Origin of the sequence: uncultured Maribacter sp., assembly GCF_947495965.1 — a bacterium.
GTDB lineage: Bacteria > Bacteroidota > Bacteroidia > Flavobacteriales > Flavobacteriaceae > Maribacter_B.
Window position 1 is genome coordinate 1 of record NZ_CANMBB010000007.1, and the last position, 17,687, is coordinate 17,687.

The window sequence follows — 17,687 nt, forward strand, 5'->3', positions numbered from 1 at the left end:
CATACATACATACATACATACATACATACATACATACATACATACATACATACATACATACATACATACATACATACATACATACATACATACATACATACATACATACATACATACATACATACATACATACATACATACATACATACATACATACATACATACATACATACATACATACCATCAAATAACTAATTCACTTAACACTTACCTATAATATTATAGATAGTTATCAAAAAGAACCAAACTATATTGCCCGCCTGAATACTACATATTATATTTGTTCCTTTATTAGCTAAAAACTAGGAATGATTAAAATTACTTTACCAGATGGTTCAATTAAGGGGTTCCCTAAAGGAACAACTCCTTATGATATTGCAAAAAGTATAAGCGAAGGTCTCGCTAGAAATATAATTTCAGCAAAATTCAATGATACTATATTAGAAACCGTTTCTCCTTTAAACGAAGATGGAACATTAGTACTTTATACCTGGAATGATGCGGAAGGAAAAAAAGCTTTTTGGCATTCTAGTTCACATATAGTTGCACAAGCAATTGAAGAACTTTACCCTGGAGCTAAATTAACTATTGGTCCTGCTATAGATAATGGCTTTTATTATGATGTAGATTTTGGCGAAAAAACTCTTTCTGAAAAAGATTTTAGTACTATTGAAAAAAGAGCTATTGAAATTGCCAGAGGCAAACATGCTTTTAAAATGCGTTCTGTTTCTAAAAACGAAGCGCTTACCTTATATAAGGAACAAGGCAATGAATATAAAGTAGAGTTAATAGAAAATCTAGACGATGGTACTATTACTTTTTGCGATCACGATACTTTTACGGATTTATGTAGAGGCGGACACATACCTAATACCGGCATTGTAAAAGCTATAAAAATTTTAAGTGTTGCAGGAGCTTATTGGAGAGGTGATGAAAACAATACACAATTAACTAGAATTTATGGTATTTCTTTCCCTAAACAGAAAGAGCTTACCGAATATCTTCATTTACTAGAAGAAGCAAAAAAGAGAGACCACAGAAAACTAGGAAAAGAATTAGAGCTCTTTACTTTTTCACAAAAAGTAGGGCAAGGACTCCCTCTATGGCTACCTAAAGGAGCAGCTCTTAGAGAGCGTCTAGAAGATTTTCTTAAGAAAGCTCAAAAAAAAGCCGGTTATGAGATGGTGGTTACACCTCATATTGGACAAAAAGAGCTTTATGTTACTTCTGGGCATTATGCGAAATATGGCGAAGACAGCTTTCAACCAATAAATACTCCAAAAGAAGATGAAGAGTTTTTATTAAAACCCATGAATTGTCCCCATCACTGTGAAATATACAACCACAAACCCTACAGCTATAAAGAACTACCAAAAAGGTTTGCAGAATTTGGAACTGTATATAGATACGAACAAAGTGGGGAACTACATGGGTTAACAAGAGTTAGAGGTTTTACTCAAGATGATGCTCATATATTTTGCACTCCAGAACAATTGGACCAAGAATTTAAAAATGTTATTGACCTATCCTTATATGTATTAAGTTCTTTAGGCTTTGAAAATTTTACTGCACAAGTATCTGTCCGTGATTTAACAAAGCCAGAAAAATACATTGGCGAAGTAGAAAATTGGGAAAAAGCTGAAAATGCAATTATAAATGCTGCTAAAGAAAAAGGGTTAGATTTTATCGTAGAAAGTGGAGAAGCTGCTTTTTATGGCCCAAAATTAGACTTTATGATTAAAGATGCCCTGGGCAGAAGTTGGCAATTAGGTACAATTCAGGTAGATTACAACCTTCCAGAAAGGTTTGAACTCTCTTATAAAGGAAGTGATAATGAGTTACACAGACCTATAATGATACACCGCGCTCCTTTTGGAAGCATGGAACGTTTTATAGCCTTATTACTAGAACATACTGGTGGTAATTTTCCTCTTTGGCTTATTCCTGAACAAGCCATAATTTTACCAGTTAGCGAAAAACATGAAATTTATGCTAAAAAAGTTTTAAATTCATTAGAAAATAACGAAATTCGCGCCCTTGTAGACAATAGAAATGAAACTATTGGAAAAAAAATACGAGAAGCAGAAATGAGCAAAACACCATTTATGCTGATTGTTGGAGACAATGACATTGAAGGAAATACAATTTCTGTTCGTAGACACGGTGGAGAGGATATAGGAGCAATAAGCATTGAAAAGTTTACAGACTTGGTAAATAATGAAATAAATAGTACCTTAAAGTCGTTTTAAAAAAAATAATTAAGTTTAATTAAAATATATTAGTCATAGCAATTAGAAAGAGATTTAGGCCACAACCTAGAAGGGAAAATAAAAACCCACACAAAATTAACGAGAACGTTATTTCCCCTAACGTTAGGTTAGTTGGTGATAACGTGGAGGTTGGTGTATATACATTGCAACAAGCAATGGCAAAATCAGAAGAACTTGGTTTAGATTTGGTAGAAATTTCTCCCAAAGCTGATCCACCGGTTTGTAAAATTATTGACTATAAAAAATTCCTTTACGAGCAGAAGAAGCGAGAAAAGGTTATGAAGGCGAAGGCCTCCAAAGTTGTGGTTAAGGAAATACGTTTTGGTCCTAATACAGACGATCATGATTATGAATTTAAAAAGAAGCATGCTGAAAAGTTCTTAAAAGAAGGAGCTAAATTAAAAGCTTATGTGTTTTTTAAAGGAAGGTCTATTGTTTATAAAGATCAAGGAGAAATTCTTTTACTTAGATTAGCCTCTGAGTTAGAAGAATTAGGAAAAGTAGAACAAATGCCTAAGTTAGAAGGTAAAAGGATGACAATGTTTATTGCTCCTAAGACAAAAAAATAATTTTTAAATTCCTTCATCAGGGTTTTAAAAGATTTATATAGAATACTGAATATCTGCCTATATTTTTATAGGCAGTTTCAGCATAAAAAAGTGAGATAATTTAATACATAGGAGAAAATGCCTAAACAGAAAACAAAATCCAGTGCTAAAAAGCGTTTTAAGCTTACAGGTTCTGGTAAAATCAAGAGAAAGCACGCTTTTAAGAGTCATATTTTGACTAAAAAATCTAAAAAGCGTAAGCTTGCGTTAACACACTCAGCGTTGGTACACCAAGCTGATGTTAACAGTATAAAAGAACAATTACGTTTAAAGTAATATTCTTTTCGGTAAACAATTATTAACCCTGGAGCTAGGCCATTAAAAGAATCAATATTAAAATTGATCGCCTTCTACAAAAACAATTTAAATTATGCCAAGATCAGTAAATGCAGTAGCTTCTAGAGCCCGAAGAAAAAAGGTAATGAAGCAAGCCAAAGGTTACTTTGGAAGACGTAAAAACGTTTGGACAGTAGCCAAAAATGCGGTTGAAAAAGCAATGTTATATGCTTATAGAGATCGTAGAAATAAAAAGAGAACATTCCGCGCCTTGTGGATTACCAGAATTAACGCTGGTGCTAGATTACATGGAATGTCTTACTCTCAGTTCATGGGAAAAGTAAAAGCTAACAATATAGAACTTAATAGAAAAGTTTTAGCAGACTTAGCAATGAACAACCCAGATGCTTTTAAAGCAATTGTAGAGCAAGTTAAATAAATTAAGAATATTATCTCACTATAAGGAAAATCCGATTCTAACGAATCGGATTTTTTTTATTTAATATTAGTATATTTAGGTCTTAACTTTAAAATATAGCTATATCAACCCTATAATATATGTAATTGGCGTTTCTGGCTCTGGTAAATCTACTATTGCCAAATTGTTATCCGAAAATACAAATATCCCATTTTTTGATGCAGATGATTTTCACCCTGAAGCAAATGTAGTTAAAATGAAATCTGGGACCCCTTTAAATGATGACGATCGTTTAGGTTGGCTACAGACCTTAAATAAATTAGCATCAAAAAAAACAAATGAAAAAGGAGCAATTATTGCCTGTTCTGCTTTAAAAGAATCTTATCGTTTACTATTAAGTAAAAATATTTCAGACAAAACTACTTGGGTATTCTTAAATGGATCTATAGAGTTAATTAACAAACGTATGCAAGCAAGAGAAGGTCATTTTATGCCTTCTACCCTACTAAAATCTCAGTTTAACACTTTAGAAGTTCCTGAATATGGCCTACACTATTCTATTGACACCTCTCCTGAGGTTATTATAAATGATATTAAAAAGAAATTACAGATATAATAGGAGTCTATTTAATACTGTTTAATAAATTGTATTAGACTTTTATACATTAAGATTATAGTAATGCATAGCTTAAATTAATGACTTCACTTTATTATTATCCGTAATTATAGGTATTGCAATTTTATTAGTTTTAGTTATTTACTTTAAAATTCAAGCATTTATTTCTCTTCTTATTGCTAGCATTAGTGTTGGTCTCATAGTCAAGTTAGATGGTATGCAAATTATACAAGTAATATAGAATGGAATGGCAAACACACTAGTCTTAACAATGGTACTATTACTATATTCTTTTATTTAATTACCAAATACAGTAATTACAATAGACCTTCCGGAAGCATAATCTCTATGTTCGCAAAGATAAATACCTTGCCAAATTCCTAGGTTTAACTCTCCTTTAGTTATTGGTATCTGTATAGAGCTTCCCATTAAAGAAGCCTTTATGTGAGCAGGCATATCATCAGGACCTTCATATGTATGTTTATAATAGGATGCATTTTCAGGAACCATTACATTAATATGGCTTTCAAAATCCTCTCTCACAGTACTATCTGCATTCTCATTAATAGTTAAACTTGCGGATGTATGCTTAATAAAAACTTGAAGGTTTCCTATAGAAATATTTTTAATTTCTGGAATAGCTCCAAGAACACTTTCCGTAATTAAATGAAAACCTCTTTTAAATTTAGGTAACAGGATTTCTCTTTGATAAGATTTCATATTTTAAAAAATGAATTTACAAGAACTAAGATATAATTAAATTCAATGAAATACCTTTGCATAAAAATATTGAAATGGATTTATCTAAAATAAAAATGGTAGTTACCGATATGGATGGTACGTTACTAAACTCTAACCATCAAGTTAGCGACCTTTTTTTTGAATTACACCAACAATTAAAAGATAAAAACATTCAATTTGTTGCAGCAAGCGGAAGACAATACCATAGTATTATTGATAAACTCTCCTCTATTAAAGAGGATATCATTGTAATTGCAGAAAATGGTGGTTTTATAAAACAAAAAAATAAAGAGTTATTATCTACCCCTCTAAAACCTGAAATAAAAGATGAAATATTAAAAATCATTACCAATATAAAAGATGTACACCCTGTTCTTTGCACAAAAGAAAAAGCTTACTTATTAAATTCTTCAACAAAATTTGCTAATAAATTAAAAGAATTTTATTCCGAATATGAGATGTTAAACAGTCTAGAAGATTACTCTGGAGAAGTTTTAAAAATTGCAATTTATCATTTTGAAAGTTCAGAGAAATATATTTACCCAGCTGTAAAACATTTAGAAAAAAAATTAAAGGTAAAAGTATCCGGGCAAAATTGGCTAGACTTATCGGACTTTAATGCGCACAAAGGTTATGCATTACAAAAAGTTCAGGAATTAATTAATATTCTACCAGAAGAAACAATGGTTTTTGGTGATTACAATAATGATTTAGAAATGCTAGCCATGTCTAAATATAGTTTTGCAATGGAAAATGCTCATGAAAATGTAAAAAAAGTTGCAAATTTTAGTACTACTAGTAATGATGATTATGGTGTAGAAAGAATATTAGAAAAACTTCTAAACTAAATAACCGAACTAGGCAAAACCCCATAAAACTTTTTAAATGCTACCGTAAAATGTTGAGGGTTTTTATAGTCTACCATATAAGATATTTCAGAAATTTTATATTCTTTTTTTTTAATTAACTCTTTTGTCTTCTGCATTCTATGCTTAGTTATATGTTTTAAAATAGTAGATTTAAACATCCTATTAGATAAAATAAATAGTAAATTATATATTCATCTACTTTTAAAGCTATACGAAAACTTAAAATAATGAGAATAACATTTTTCTTTTGAATTTAAAAATTTGAATGGAACACAATTTGCTTCTGGCTATTTGTTATCAGTAATTCCTACCAAAAAAAATCATGAAAGGCTATATTCTATTGAGAATAAAGGACAGTAAACTTTTAATTAGTGTTTAGAGACAAAACAGAAAATAAATTAAAATGGACTGCTATTACGTTTTTTGTTTCTTTTTTCTGGCTGCAGGAAATAATATATTATTTAAAATTAGTCTATACCCTGGAGAAGTTGGATGTAACTCTAATTCTGTTTTAGGGTCTCCTACTCTATGTTGGTAATCCTCAGGGTCATGACCACCATAAAAAGTAAAAAACCCTTTTCCTTTTATACCATGAATATAACGAGCTTCGCTATTAATTTTATTTTCCCCTAAAATTAGTACTGTAGGTTTTATTTGCTCTCTATTAAATGCCGTTGTTTGCCCCATAAAACCTTTTACTAAAGAAGTATGGTTTTGACAGAGCATCGTTGGTATTGGATCCCATTTAGCCGAAAAATCCATTAAAGAAAAATAATCGGTTTCTTTTTGAATTTTTCTTCTTTTACTGGTCATATCTATCGAAGAAAACTCATACTGCAAAGGGTTTCTTTCTAAAATATAATCTGTAAAAGCAAAAGATTTACTATATTCTAATTTACTCTGGTAATTAGCTTCGGAAGGGTCTCCATCAAACATTGGTTCACAAATATCTAATCCGTTTGCTGCCAATGCAATATCAAAACTATCTGTTGCAGAGCACATGGCAAACATAAATCCGCCTCCAATTACATAGTTTCTAATTTTTAAAGCTACCGCTCTTTTTGCTTCAGATACTTTACCAAAACCAAGTTTAGTGGCTAAGGCTTCTGCATCTTTTTTTTGTTGCATATACCAAGGTGCTGCACGGTAAGCGCCATAAAATTTACCATATTGCCCTGTAAAATCCTCATGATGTAAGTGTAGCCAATCATACAAAGCTAATTTATCTTCTAAAACCTCTTCATCATAAATAGTTACATACGGTATTTCTGCGTAGGTTAAAACCATAGTAACAGCGTCATCCCAAGGTTGTTTTCCTTTAGGAGAATATACTGCTATTTTTGGAGCTTTTTCTAGAATTACTGATTCTTGATTTTTAGAAGGGCTACTTATGCCATCTAAAATTCCATTTGCTTCTCCGTCAGATAAGATCTCAAAAGAAACACCTCTTATTTTACATTCTTTACGTATTGCTTCGCCATCTGGTAATAAAAAAGCCCCCCCTCTGTAGTTTAGCAACCACTGTACTTTTTGTTGTTTTGATAAAACCCAATAAGTAATCCCGTATGCCTTAAGATGATTTTTTTGAAATTCTGCATCCATGGGAATTAAAATAGCAGAGGCTGTTACTTTAGAAACAAAAACTACAAATAGTAAAAACAGTACTACCTTTTTCATATACACTTTATATCATCTATACCCAAAGATAACTTAAAAAGAAGTTTATATAAAAGTTAGAAACTTAACCTTATTCTAAAATCTAAAACGGAACATCATTATCCTCTGGAACACCATCATTCATAGAACTACCAAATGCTTCATTGGCATTAGGTAAATTCTTTGTAATAAAAGGGTTATCATCGTCTTCATTCATTTTAGATTGAAACTCAAACGGAGAATCAAAATCATCTAAATTATCAAACTTACCTTGGTTACCAATAAATTTAAGACGTATATTTTCTAGGCCTCCATTTCTATGTTTGGCAACAATAAATTCTGCTTGGCCAGCGGTAGGACTTTGTTCTTCGTCATCCCACTCATCAATCTTATAATATTCTGGTCTATAAATAAAAGATACAATATCGGCATCTTGCTCAATGGCACCAGATTCCCTTAAATCTGAAAGTACTGGACGTTTACTACCACCACGAGTTTCTACAGCACGAGATAACTGTGATAATGCAATAACAGGAACATTAAGTTCCTTTGCTAATGCTTTTAAGTTTCTAGAAATTGTAGATATTTCTTGTTCCCTGTTTCCTCCTTTTTGACTACCACCAGCAGTCATTAACTGCAAATAATCAATCATAATCATTTTTATATCATGCTGGGAAGCTAGTCTACGACACTTTGCTCTAAGGTCAAAAATAGATAATGACGGTGTATCATCAATAAATAAAGGAGCTGCTTCTAAAGACTTAACCTTTACATTTAATTGTTCCCACTCATGCTTTTCTAATTTACCAGTTCTTAATTTTTCGGAAGATAATCCTGTTTCCGAAGAAATTAATCTGGTAATAAGCTGTACAGATGACATCTCCAAAGAAAAGAATGCAACTGCAGTTTTGGATTCAACTGCAATATTCCTTGCCATAGATAATGTTAGTGCAGTTTTACCCATACCAGGACGGGCTGCAACAATAATTAAATCACTCGGTTGCCAACCAGAGGTTAACTTATCAAGCTTATCAAAACCAGATGCCACACCACTCATCCCCTCTTTTCCTGCAATTTCCTCAATACGTTTTTTAGCTTGAATAACTAAATTCTGCGCGGTTTCTGCAGAACGCTTAAGATTTCCTTGTGTAACATCATATAATTTAGATTCTGCGGTGTCTAATAAATCAAACACATCGGTAGATTCGTCATAAGCAGATTCTATAATTTCTCCTGATATTTTGATTAAACTACGTTGTATAAATTTTTGAAGAATTATACGTGCATGAAATTCAATATGTGCAGAAGAAGCTATTTTTTGAGTAAGTTTTATTAGGTAAAAGTCGCCCCCAACACTTTCTAACTTACCATCTTTCTTTAATTGTGTAGAAACGGTTAATAAATCTATTGGCTCCGATGTTTCAAACAATTTAAAAATTGCTTCAAAAATGTACTTATGCGCATCTTTATAAAAAACATCTGGATGCAAAATATCTATAACCTCATCCACCCCTTTTTTATCAATCATCATAGCACCAATAACAACCTCCTCTAAATCAACTGCTTGAGGCGGTATCTTCCCTTTTTCTAAACTAATAAGGGTAGATTTATCTATCTTACGACCAATAACTGGGTTCGGTTTTTCCATGAGTACGAAAGTATGCAATTAACCTTTAGTTAACATGAATTTCTGTGCTTACGATATTCACATTTCACTAACAATTGACTGTTAATAAGTTACAAAATTATGTTGATAACAAAAAAAATCCGGAATTTAAATTTTCCGGATTATAAGAAAGTATTTAAAATATGCGGTTAGCCATTAAAGACGCCCATATTTGCATATTTGTCCATACGTTTATTTACTAAATCTTTTGGTGATAACTTTTCTAATTCTTGAAAATGTTCAAATATTTTAGACTTTACAGCTTCAAAAGTATTTTCTCTATCAGAATGTGCTCCTCCAATAGGTTCTTTAACTATTTCGTCTACTATTTTCATTTTCTTCATGTCAGGAGCTGTTAATTTTAAAGCATCGGCAGCTTGCTCTTTAAATTCCCAACTTCTCCATAAAATAGAAGAACAAGATTCTGGTGAAATTACAGAATACCAAGTATTTTCTAACATTAAAACCTTATCTCCTACTCCTATTCCTAATGCGCCACCTGAAGCTCCTTCACCAATAATAACTACAATGATTGGGACTTTAAGTCTTGTCATTTCTAAGATATTACGCGCGATTGCCTCTCCTTGTCCGCGTTCTTCTGCTTCTATTCCTGCATATGCTCCTGGGGTATCTATAAAACACACTACAGGTACATTAAATTTCTCTGCAGATTTCATTAAACGCAATGCTTTACGATATCCTTCTGGATTTGCCATTCCAAAATTACGGTACTGTCTTGTCTTAGTATTGTATCCTTTTTGTTGGCCAATGAACATAAAACTTTGGTCGTTTATTTTTCCTAAACCACCAATCATAGCTTTATCATCTGCAACGTTTCTATCCCCATGAAGTTCTAAGAAAGTATCTCCGCATAAAGCATTAATATAATCTAGTGTATATGGTCTATTAGGGTGTCTTGATAACTGTACTCGCTGCCAAGAAGTTAGATTTTTGTAAATTTCTTTACGAGTCTCTAAAAGCTTTTTTTCAATTTTTTTACAAGTTTGTGTTACATCAACATCACTCTCTTCTCCAATAATAACACACTTGGTTAACTGCTCTTCTAGTTCTTTAATTGGAAGTTCAAAATCCAAATACTCCATAAAAAAGTAATTTTTGTTAGTTTAGAGAACAAATATAAAGCTTTAATGGTAACGATTGTGCTACTACTTCTTTAATTTCTTTCTATTTTTAAGAATTCCGTTAGCAACTACAGTTGTAAGTATAATCAGCGCGCCTACGTAAAACATAGAATTGATCTCTTTACTTTCTCTTAATAATACCAATGCCATTAATATACCATACACTGGTTCTAAATTTGTAGTAAGCATTACGGTATATGGTGTTAAAAAACGCATCACTTTTACTGCAGCAATAAACGCATAGGCAGTACATATAGAAGATAATATAAATAAGTAAAACCAGTCTTTTACTGATATTTGAAAAAAATCTGCTGTAAATGTATTTGTAAAAAGAAAATATATAGATAAAAATGCGACACCTGTACTAAGCTCTACCATTGCTATTATAGACGGCTTCTCTTTTTGCACTAGTTTCCCATTAATTATAGAAAAGGTTGCTGCTAAAAAAGCGGAAATAGCTGCTAAAATCATTCCATATAAATAAGAGGTGTCTACCCTAAAAATAAAATATAAACCTATAACAACTAGTAATCCAAAAAGAATCTCATATTTAATTATTTTTCTCTTATACCAAATTGGCTCTAAAATAGCCGTAAAAAAAGCTCCAATAGATAAAGTTGCTAAAGCTATAGATACATTAGAAACTTTTATCGCCATAAAAAAAGTAACCCAATGGAGTGCTACAACTATACCGCCTAAAATCATTGTTAAAAGCGTTTTTTTGGGTACTTTAACCCTAATTTTCTTTACTAAGGTGTATAAGATAATTAAGATAGATGCTATACCCATTCTATACCAAACAAGTGGCAATGCATCTATAGTTATTAGCTTACCTAAAATTGCGGTAAAACCCCATACAAAAACTATAAAATGTAGATGGACTAAATTTTTTAATTTATCGTTTTGCATTTTGCAACAAATAAAATGCAAGCGCACTAAAAAGTACGTTTGGTATAATTACTGCTAGTAATGGTGAAAAACCGGATTGTTCTGCTAAGGTTCCAAATACTTTATCAAAAAAAACGAATACAAAAGCTACGAGAATACCAAAAGCAAGATTTACCCCCATACCACCTCTTCTTTTTACAGAAGATACTGCAACGGCAATTATTGTTAATATAAATGCTGTTAACGGCAAAGCCCAACGTTTATATTTTACTAAAATGTAAGTATTAATATTAGACGCACCTTTTCTTTTTTGCTCCTCTATAAATTTATTAAGTTGGAATAAATTTTTGGTTTCTGCTACATAGGAAACTGGAGTTAGATCATCTATTTTAAAAGTAAATAAAGTATCTAATCTTCTTTTACTTTCTAAAATTGCAGAGTCTCCTACAATAGTTCTTTTCCTATAAGATGTAAGTCTATACAAGCTATCTTTTTCTACCCATCTAATATTACTTGCTGCTATTTTAAATTTTAAATTATTTTTTTCATCAAAACGCTCAAAAGTAAAATTTTTTCCATTTTGCCTTGCTGGCTCAAAACTACTTATATAAATAAAATCGGTTTCATTAAGCTGATTGTATATATTATTTGTTACACGATCTTGCTTTCCCTTTTTTAGATATTTATATTTAAACTCATTAAAACCTACACTTGCTTTAGGTACTAAAAACATTCCCATAACAAACATAAGAATAGCAACTAAAGTTGCTCCTATAATATAAGGTCTTAAAAACCTATTATAGGAAACTCCAGAACTAAGAATTGCTACAATTTCGGTATCATTAGCAAGTTTAGAGGTAAAATAAATAACCGATAGAAATAGAAATATAGGGAACAATAAACTACCTATATATATTGTAAAATGCATATAATATATAAGTATCTCATTGACAGGAGCGTTATTTGCAGACATTTTTCCATTCTGCTCCGCAAAATTAACCATGATACCAATAGGAATAAAAAGCAGCAACATTACAGAGAAAGTTGCTAAATATCTTTTTAAAATATATCTATCTAGTATGGTAAGCATTTACAATCTTTTATCCATTTGTTTCACCATAGTATCTTTCCAAATTCTAAAATCACCTGCCAAAATATGTTTTCTAGCTTCTCTTACAAGCCATATATAAAACCCTAAATTGTGTATGGTTGCTATTTGTTTTCCTAAATACTCATTAGCTGCAAATAAATGTCTTAAATATGCTTTGGTATACTCCCTATCTACAAACGTAGTCCCTTCTGGATCTAGCATAGAAAAATCATCTTCCCATTTTTTATTTTTAATATTAATGGTACCATGAGAAGTAAATAACATTCCATTTCTTGCATTACGTGTTGGCATAACACAATCGAACATATCTATACCTAACGCTATATTTTCTAAAATATTTATTGGGGTTCCTACTCCCATTAAATATCTTGGTTTGTCTTCTGGAAGTACTTCACAAACAACCTCGGTCATACCATACATTTCTTCTGCTGGTTCTCCTACAGATAATCCGCCTATGGCATTACCCTCTGCTCCAGCATTAGCAATATATTCTGCAGATTGTCTTCTTAGATCTTTATAAGTAGACCCTTGAACAATTGGGAAAAAGGTTTGCGAATAGTCATACACAAAAGGCGTCTTATCTAAATGTGTTATACAACGATCCAACCATCTATGTGTCATATGCATAGATCGTTTTGCATATTTATAATCGCATGGGTATGGCGTACACTCATCAAAAGCCATGATAATATCTGCACCAATGGTTCTTTGTATTTCCATTACATTTTCTGGCGTAAACATATGGTAAGAACCGTCTATATGCGATTTAAACTTAACGCCTTCTTCTTTTATTTTTCTGTTAGATGAAAGAGAATATACTTGATACCCACCACTATCGGTTAAAATATTACCATCCCAACCCATAAATTTGTGTAAGCCTCCTGCTTTATGCAAAATTGGCGTTTTAGGTCTTAAGAATAAATGATAGGTATTCCCAAGAATAATGTCTGGTTTAATTTCTTCTCTTAATTCTTTCTGATGTACTCCTTTTACAGATGCTACTGTACCTACAGGCATAAATATTGGAGTTTCTATAGTCCCGTGATCGGTGACCATTGTTCCTGCTCTAGCTTTACTTAGAGGATCGGTATGGTATAATGTAAATTTCAAATCTTTATTTAAGAACACAAATATAATCAACTATAGCGCATAAAAAACTTAAGAAAAGGATAAAGATTAAATCTAGTACCGTTAATTTGTTATTTTAAAATGTTAAATATTTTTGCTCCTTTTTATTTTAACAATAAAGAACAATGCCTTGCGTTCTGGTAGTAGAGACGAAAAATAACAATGGTATCATTATTGCTGCTGTTGAATTATAAAAAATGAAATTATGAAAAGAATTCTTTTAGTAGCAGTATGTGCTTTGTTTAGCATTTCTGTATTTTCTCAAAAAGAAGCCGGTTTTGGTATCACTGGCGGACTTAATTATAGTGCTAATGGTGATTATTTTGAATCTGCCTCTAATGCAGCTGAAAACCCTGATAGAAACATAGGGTATCATATTGGTATTTATGGTAAAGTTGGAAAACGCTTTTATGTAAGACCAGAATTATTATATACCAGAACAAAATCTGATTATGATGGGGACAAGTTTAACATGAGTAAACTAGATGCTCCTGTTCTTGTTGGCACAAAAATAATTGGTCCTCTACATATTTTTGCAGGGCCTGCTTTTCAATATATATTAGATACAGAATTTGATGGCATTACCATAAATGATGTAGAGAATGACTTTTCTGTTGGCTTACACATTGGTGCGGGAGTAAATTTAGGAAAGTTAGGGATAGATGTGAGGTATGAAAGAGGCTTAAGTAGTAATGAAGCTAGTTTTATTAATACAAACATTACTACATTACAAGCCAGTAGAATAGATGTAAGACCAGATCAAATAATTCTTAATTTATCTATTAAGCTCTGACCACACCCTATACTTCATAAATAAAAACGCCTGTTATAAATTGTTATAACAGGCGTTTTATTATTTAGTAAAAATTATAAATAAGATTATAGTTATCTTACTTCTACTTCTAGCATATCAAAATTATCTAACCAAAGTTTTTGAACTATAGCATCTTCTTGCCCTGTATTTCTAATATTTATATCTAACCTTCCTCCACTTAATTCTTCTGAAAGTATAACAGGTTCTAATGTTAATCTTGTCCAAACACCTCTTGTAACTCCATCTAAATTAAATGTAAAAATCTCTGGTATAGAAGTAAAATTATAATCTAAGGATGTCATTGTATTACCAGGTTCTAAATATACCCAAACAGATGGTCTATAGGTTCCTGCCGAAATTGCTGGTAATGTCCCAAAACCAGCCCCTTGCAATCTTGCAAGAACTGTAATACCTGTGACTGGAGTTTCAAACTTCATAGAACTATTTCCAGATTGCTTAAAACTTTCATCTCTCCAGTAATATAATGGCCCTGCTGCTGAGTTTCCATTATGTTGCGCAAAGTGTCCACTAGTATTTGCTAGCTTATATAAATTTCCAGACACATAAGGTTTTTCGTAACCAGAAAACTCTGCATCCATTACACCTTCAAAAGTAGTTTTTAGTTGTACTGGTCCAAAATCTTCTAAAACTCTCTCATCTACAGATGTTATGTTTCCTGAAGCAAAGGATACCTCAACTTCATCCGAATTATATATACGTTCTGCTAATGTAAGCTCAATTTTTGTAGCATCATCAGAATTTATCGCTACAGATTGTACAGCAATATCTTGATCATACCCGGCATCTGCATTCGTTACATGAACCGTAAAATTATCTGCTTGCCCTATAACAGATGCTACTTCTCCAGTTACTGGAAAAGATAGAACTGTTTCACTAACACGATCAATAAAGTCTCCATTAAATACAAAAGGTTTTGTAGATGGAATTACTTTAATATTCAAGGGTATTAGCTTTTCTATAGTTTTCTTAGGAACTGAATCTCCTGCTCTAATAGACTCCATCCAAGAAGTAAAATCTCCAAGTTTATTATACTTTACTGAAAGTGTATCTCTATTACCTGTATCTGGTGCTCCTCCATCTAAATAAAATTTAACTCCTGTAGGTCTTCCAATAGTAGATAAATCTATATATTGTAATTCATCTCCCGCTTCTATAGCATATTCAGGCCAAGAGGCTTGATTATCTATTGATGGCATATCAGATGCATTTAAACGTAATACTTCTACACCATTATGTATAATTTTACATTCTGGATTTAAATCGGCATAAACATCTACCACAAAAGTTTTATCTACAACCCATACATCTCCACTTTTCACAGATTCTGCAACAGAGTCTTTATAGGTATTATACAATTTAACCTCCTGTAGGCCTGACTGTTGAAAAAGAACATTTATTCCATATTCCTCTGAGGTATTTGCGTTGTTAAGAATAAATGGTTCATAAATAGAATCATTAGGTGTAAATTCTTTATTTAAAAATTTAGCAGATGCAGGTATTGTCCATTTATGACTTACGGCATTTCTTGATAAATCTACATAAGAAATGTAATCATTAATATTTAACACCTTATCCGCTTCATCAAACTCATTACTTGAATACCATGAAAAGCTAGAATAATCATTGTAAGGAGCTTCGTAGTCCTCTTCTTCACAACTCACTGCTATCACAAAAGCTAGCAATAATATTGAACCGGTTATTATTTTTTTCATTTTATATATTTTAAAATTAATTAGACGATTGTTGATTATTAAGAACCTCGCTTAATGGTAATTCCCAATACGCATGTAAATTATCTTGATAATTATTTGCCGCATCTACATATTCTTTAATAGTAATAGTATTGTCTGATGGATCTGGGCTTAATCCTTCTTGAATTAAACTTTTAGGAAATTTTGTGCCATCTGGAGATACATACTCTACTAAATTCCAGTCTTGTGCTGCCAGTTCTTCTAAACGAGTCTTAGTAATACCCCATCTTCTTAAATCTATGTTACGTGTACTATACCCTTCTACCGCTAATTCTAATGGTCTTTCTTTATACATAATGTGCTCCATTAAAGTAGTTGCATCGTAATCCGCTGCTTCTAACTGTACTACCCCCCATCTCTTACGTATTGGGTTTATATAATTTAAAGCAGCACTAACATCTCCACTATCTTGAAGAATACATTCTGCAAGCATTAAATACGCATCCGCAATTCTATCTACAATCACATTTTTACCAGATTTCCAGTTAATGCCTAAGACTTCATTTTCCGATACACTTTTATCGTGATTAGAATACTTCTTAAAATTTGAAAATTTAGTATTTCCAAAACCATAAAAAGAATTTGCTTTTGGCTGTAAATAATATTCTGTGTCTTCGTCATTAACTACAGCTACTAATTGAGAGCATCTAAGAGATACACTTCGAAGTGCAAGACCTCCAGAACCATTATCTACATAATTTCTAGCATCATCAATGTCTAAAGGCTCTTGTAAATACTCATTTGTAAGCCAGGCAGAAGGAATAACCCAAGAATTACCTCCTCCAATTTTTAAACCAGATTGTGGACCAAAATATCTTCCCCATCTATTATTAAAACTTTCTTCATCCCACTGGCTTTCTTCTGTTTGTTGTTTATCAGAATAATTTAGCTCAAAAATAGATTCGTCATTATAATCTCCTGCTTCTGTAAATAAAAGATTAATATCTTCCCCATCTAATAATCTATAGCCATACTCAGAATTTTCAATTACATCTTTTAAAAATGGAATTGCTTTATCATACTCCTTATTATACAAATAACTTTTTCCAAGGTTAAATGCGGCATTACCAGCAGAAACTCTAGTTTTTTGTTCCCAAGAAGCTGGCAAATTATCATAAGCATACTCTAAATCTTCTCTAAAAAAAGCGATGACATCATCTGAACTAGAAGTAGCTAAAGAAAATTCTTCTGAACTTGCTGGAATAAAATCTCTAATAATTATTTTCCCCTCGTTATATGTAGAATGAAGATAAAAATGTGCTAACCCTCTAAAATAACGTGCTTGTGCCATTTGTTCTGTCCATCCTGGCTGACTTTTTAAATCATCATTCATACCGTTAAGGCCATCTATAACTTGATTAGATCTAAAAACTACTTGATATAAAGCATCCCACCTTTGCGTAAGCTCTTTATTGGTATTAGAAAACCTTTGTTGGTAAAAGGGCGTATAACTACCTCTTGGATTTCTCCTGTCTGAAGGAAAAGCCATATCGCTCGTAAAAGCATCTACATCAAAAAACCATATAAAATGATTTAACATTGCTCCGTACACAGAGGTAAGGTTGTCATTAGATTCTGTTAGGGTAGACCAATAAACATCTGTAGAAACGCTATTAGGGTTTGTCTCCTCTAAAGAATCAGAACATGATTGCGCAGAAATAAGCAAAACAACCATACTAATAATTTGTAATATATTTTTTTTCATGTTTACG

At 31.8% G+C, this 17,687-nt stretch carries 18 protein-coding genes; 8 read left to right on the forward strand and 10 right to left on the reverse strand.

Annotated features, from left to right (window positions below):
• Positions 1-308: 308 nt before the first annotated feature.
• The 6 genes from thrS to Q0820_RS16985 all read left to right on the forward strand — a co-directional run bounded on the left by thrS (position 309) and on the right by Q0820_RS16985 (position 4,429).
• On the forward strand, positions 309-2,249 hold the full coding sequence (gene thrS, locus Q0820_RS13065; protein ID WP_298488091.1) for a threonine--tRNA ligase: 1,941 nt from the start codon (positions 309-311) through the stop codon (positions 2,247-2,249).
• A 41-nt stretch (positions 2,250-2,290) separates the two neighbouring features.
• Complete coding sequence (gene infC, locus Q0820_RS13070) at positions 2,291-2,839, forward strand: translation initiation factor IF-3 (RefSeq protein ID WP_262697348.1); 549 nt, start codon at positions 2,291-2,293, stop codon at positions 2,837-2,839.
• Between the two features lie 117 nt (positions 2,840-2,956).
• Entirely contained in the window at positions 2,957-3,154 is a 198-nt protein-coding gene (gene rpmI, locus Q0820_RS13075) for a 50S ribosomal protein L35 (RefSeq protein ID WP_121067903.1), read from the forward strand.
• 94 nt (positions 3,155-3,248) lie between these two features.
• Positions 3,249-3,593: a 50S ribosomal protein L20 gene (gene rplT, locus Q0820_RS13080; RefSeq protein WP_121067905.1), complete on the forward strand. Its 345-nt coding sequence runs from the start codon at positions 3,249-3,251 to the stop codon at positions 3,591-3,593.
• 124 nt (positions 3,594-3,717) lie between these two features.
• Positions 3,718-4,188 carry a gluconokinase gene (locus Q0820_RS13085; RefSeq protein ID WP_366941660.1) on the forward strand — a complete coding sequence of 157 codons (471 nt, stop codon included), beginning with the start codon at positions 3,718-3,720 and terminating at the stop codon, positions 4,186-4,188.
• 76 nt (positions 4,189-4,264) lie between these two features.
• Positions 4,265-4,429, forward strand: coding sequence for a hypothetical protein (locus tag Q0820_RS16985; RefSeq protein WP_366941661.1), 165 nt, complete (start codon positions 4,265-4,267; stop codon positions 4,427-4,429).
• 56 nt (positions 4,430-4,485) lie between these two features.
• Here Q0820_RS16985 and Q0820_RS13090 read toward each other — a convergent pair whose 3' ends face one another.
• Positions 4,486-4,908, reverse strand: coding sequence for a secondary thiamine-phosphate synthase enzyme YjbQ (locus Q0820_RS13090; RefSeq protein WP_298488092.1), 423 nt, complete (start codon positions 4,906-4,908; stop codon positions 4,486-4,488).
• Between the two features lie 74 nt (positions 4,909-4,982).
• Here Q0820_RS13090 and Q0820_RS13095 point away from each other — a divergent pair, with 74 nt between their 5' ends.
• Positions 4,983-5,777, forward strand: a complete 795-nt coding sequence (locus tag Q0820_RS13095; RefSeq protein ID WP_298488093.1) for an HAD family hydrolase — start codon at positions 4,983-4,985, stop codon at positions 5,775-5,777.
• On the opposite strand, the gene Q0820_RS13100 is transcribed toward Q0820_RS13095, so the two are convergent.
• The 7 genes from Q0820_RS13100 to tgt form a co-directional block, all read right to left on the reverse strand.
• Complete coding sequence (locus Q0820_RS13100) at positions 5,774-5,956, reverse strand: helix-turn-helix domain-containing protein (RefSeq protein ID WP_298488094.1); 183 nt, start codon at positions 5,954-5,956, stop codon at positions 5,774-5,776. The genes Q0820_RS13095 and Q0820_RS13100 overlap by 4 nt on opposite strands.
• Before the next feature lie 256 nt (positions 5,957-6,212).
• Complete coding sequence (locus tag Q0820_RS13105) at positions 6,213-7,475, reverse strand: asparagine synthetase B (RefSeq protein ID WP_298488095.1); 1,263 nt, start codon at positions 7,473-7,475, stop codon at positions 6,213-6,215.
• An 82-nt stretch (positions 7,476-7,557) separates the two neighbouring features.
• Positions 7,558-9,102 (reverse strand): replicative DNA helicase, encoded by a 1,545-nt coding sequence (gene dnaB, locus Q0820_RS13110; protein ID WP_298488096.1) that lies wholly within the window; start codon positions 9,100-9,102, stop codon positions 7,558-7,560.
• 167 nt (positions 9,103-9,269) lie between these two features.
• Positions 9,270-10,223, reverse strand: coding sequence for an acetyl-CoA carboxylase carboxyltransferase subunit alpha (locus Q0820_RS13115; RefSeq protein ID WP_298488097.1), 954 nt, complete (start codon positions 10,221-10,223; stop codon positions 9,270-9,272).
• Between the two features lie 63 nt (positions 10,224-10,286).
• Positions 10,287-11,171, reverse strand: coding sequence for a DMT family transporter (locus Q0820_RS13120; RefSeq protein WP_298488098.1), 885 nt, complete (start codon positions 11,169-11,171; stop codon positions 10,287-10,289).
• On the reverse strand, positions 11,158-12,240 hold the full coding sequence (locus Q0820_RS13125; protein ID WP_298488099.1) for an LptF/LptG family permease: 1,083 nt from the start codon (positions 12,238-12,240) through the stop codon (positions 11,158-11,160). Before Q0820_RS13125 ends, Q0820_RS13120 begins: the two co-directional genes overlap by 14 nt.
• Positions 12,241-13,371, reverse strand: a complete 1,131-nt coding sequence (gene tgt, locus Q0820_RS13130) for a tRNA guanosine(34) transglycosylase Tgt (protein WP_298488100.1) — start codon at positions 13,369-13,371, stop codon at positions 12,241-12,243.
• A 223-nt stretch (positions 13,372-13,594) separates the two neighbouring features.
• Between tgt and Q0820_RS13135 the strand changes: the two genes are divergently transcribed.
• Positions 13,595-14,182, forward strand: coding sequence for a porin family protein (locus Q0820_RS13135; RefSeq protein ID WP_298488101.1), 588 nt, complete (start codon positions 13,595-13,597; stop codon positions 14,180-14,182).
• A gap of 92 nt (positions 14,183-14,274) precedes the next feature.
• Here Q0820_RS13135 and Q0820_RS13140 read toward each other — a convergent pair whose 3' ends face one another.
• Complete coding sequence (locus Q0820_RS13140; protein ID WP_298488103.1) at positions 14,275-15,936, reverse strand: hypothetical protein; 1,662 nt, start codon at positions 15,934-15,936, stop codon at positions 14,275-14,277.
• A gap of 16 nt (positions 15,937-15,952) precedes the next feature.
• Positions 15,953-17,680 (reverse strand): RagB/SusD family nutrient uptake outer membrane protein, encoded by a 1,728-nt coding sequence (locus Q0820_RS13145; protein WP_298488105.1) that lies wholly within the window; start codon positions 17,678-17,680, stop codon positions 15,953-15,955.
• Positions 17,681-17,687 lie beyond the last annotated feature (7 nt).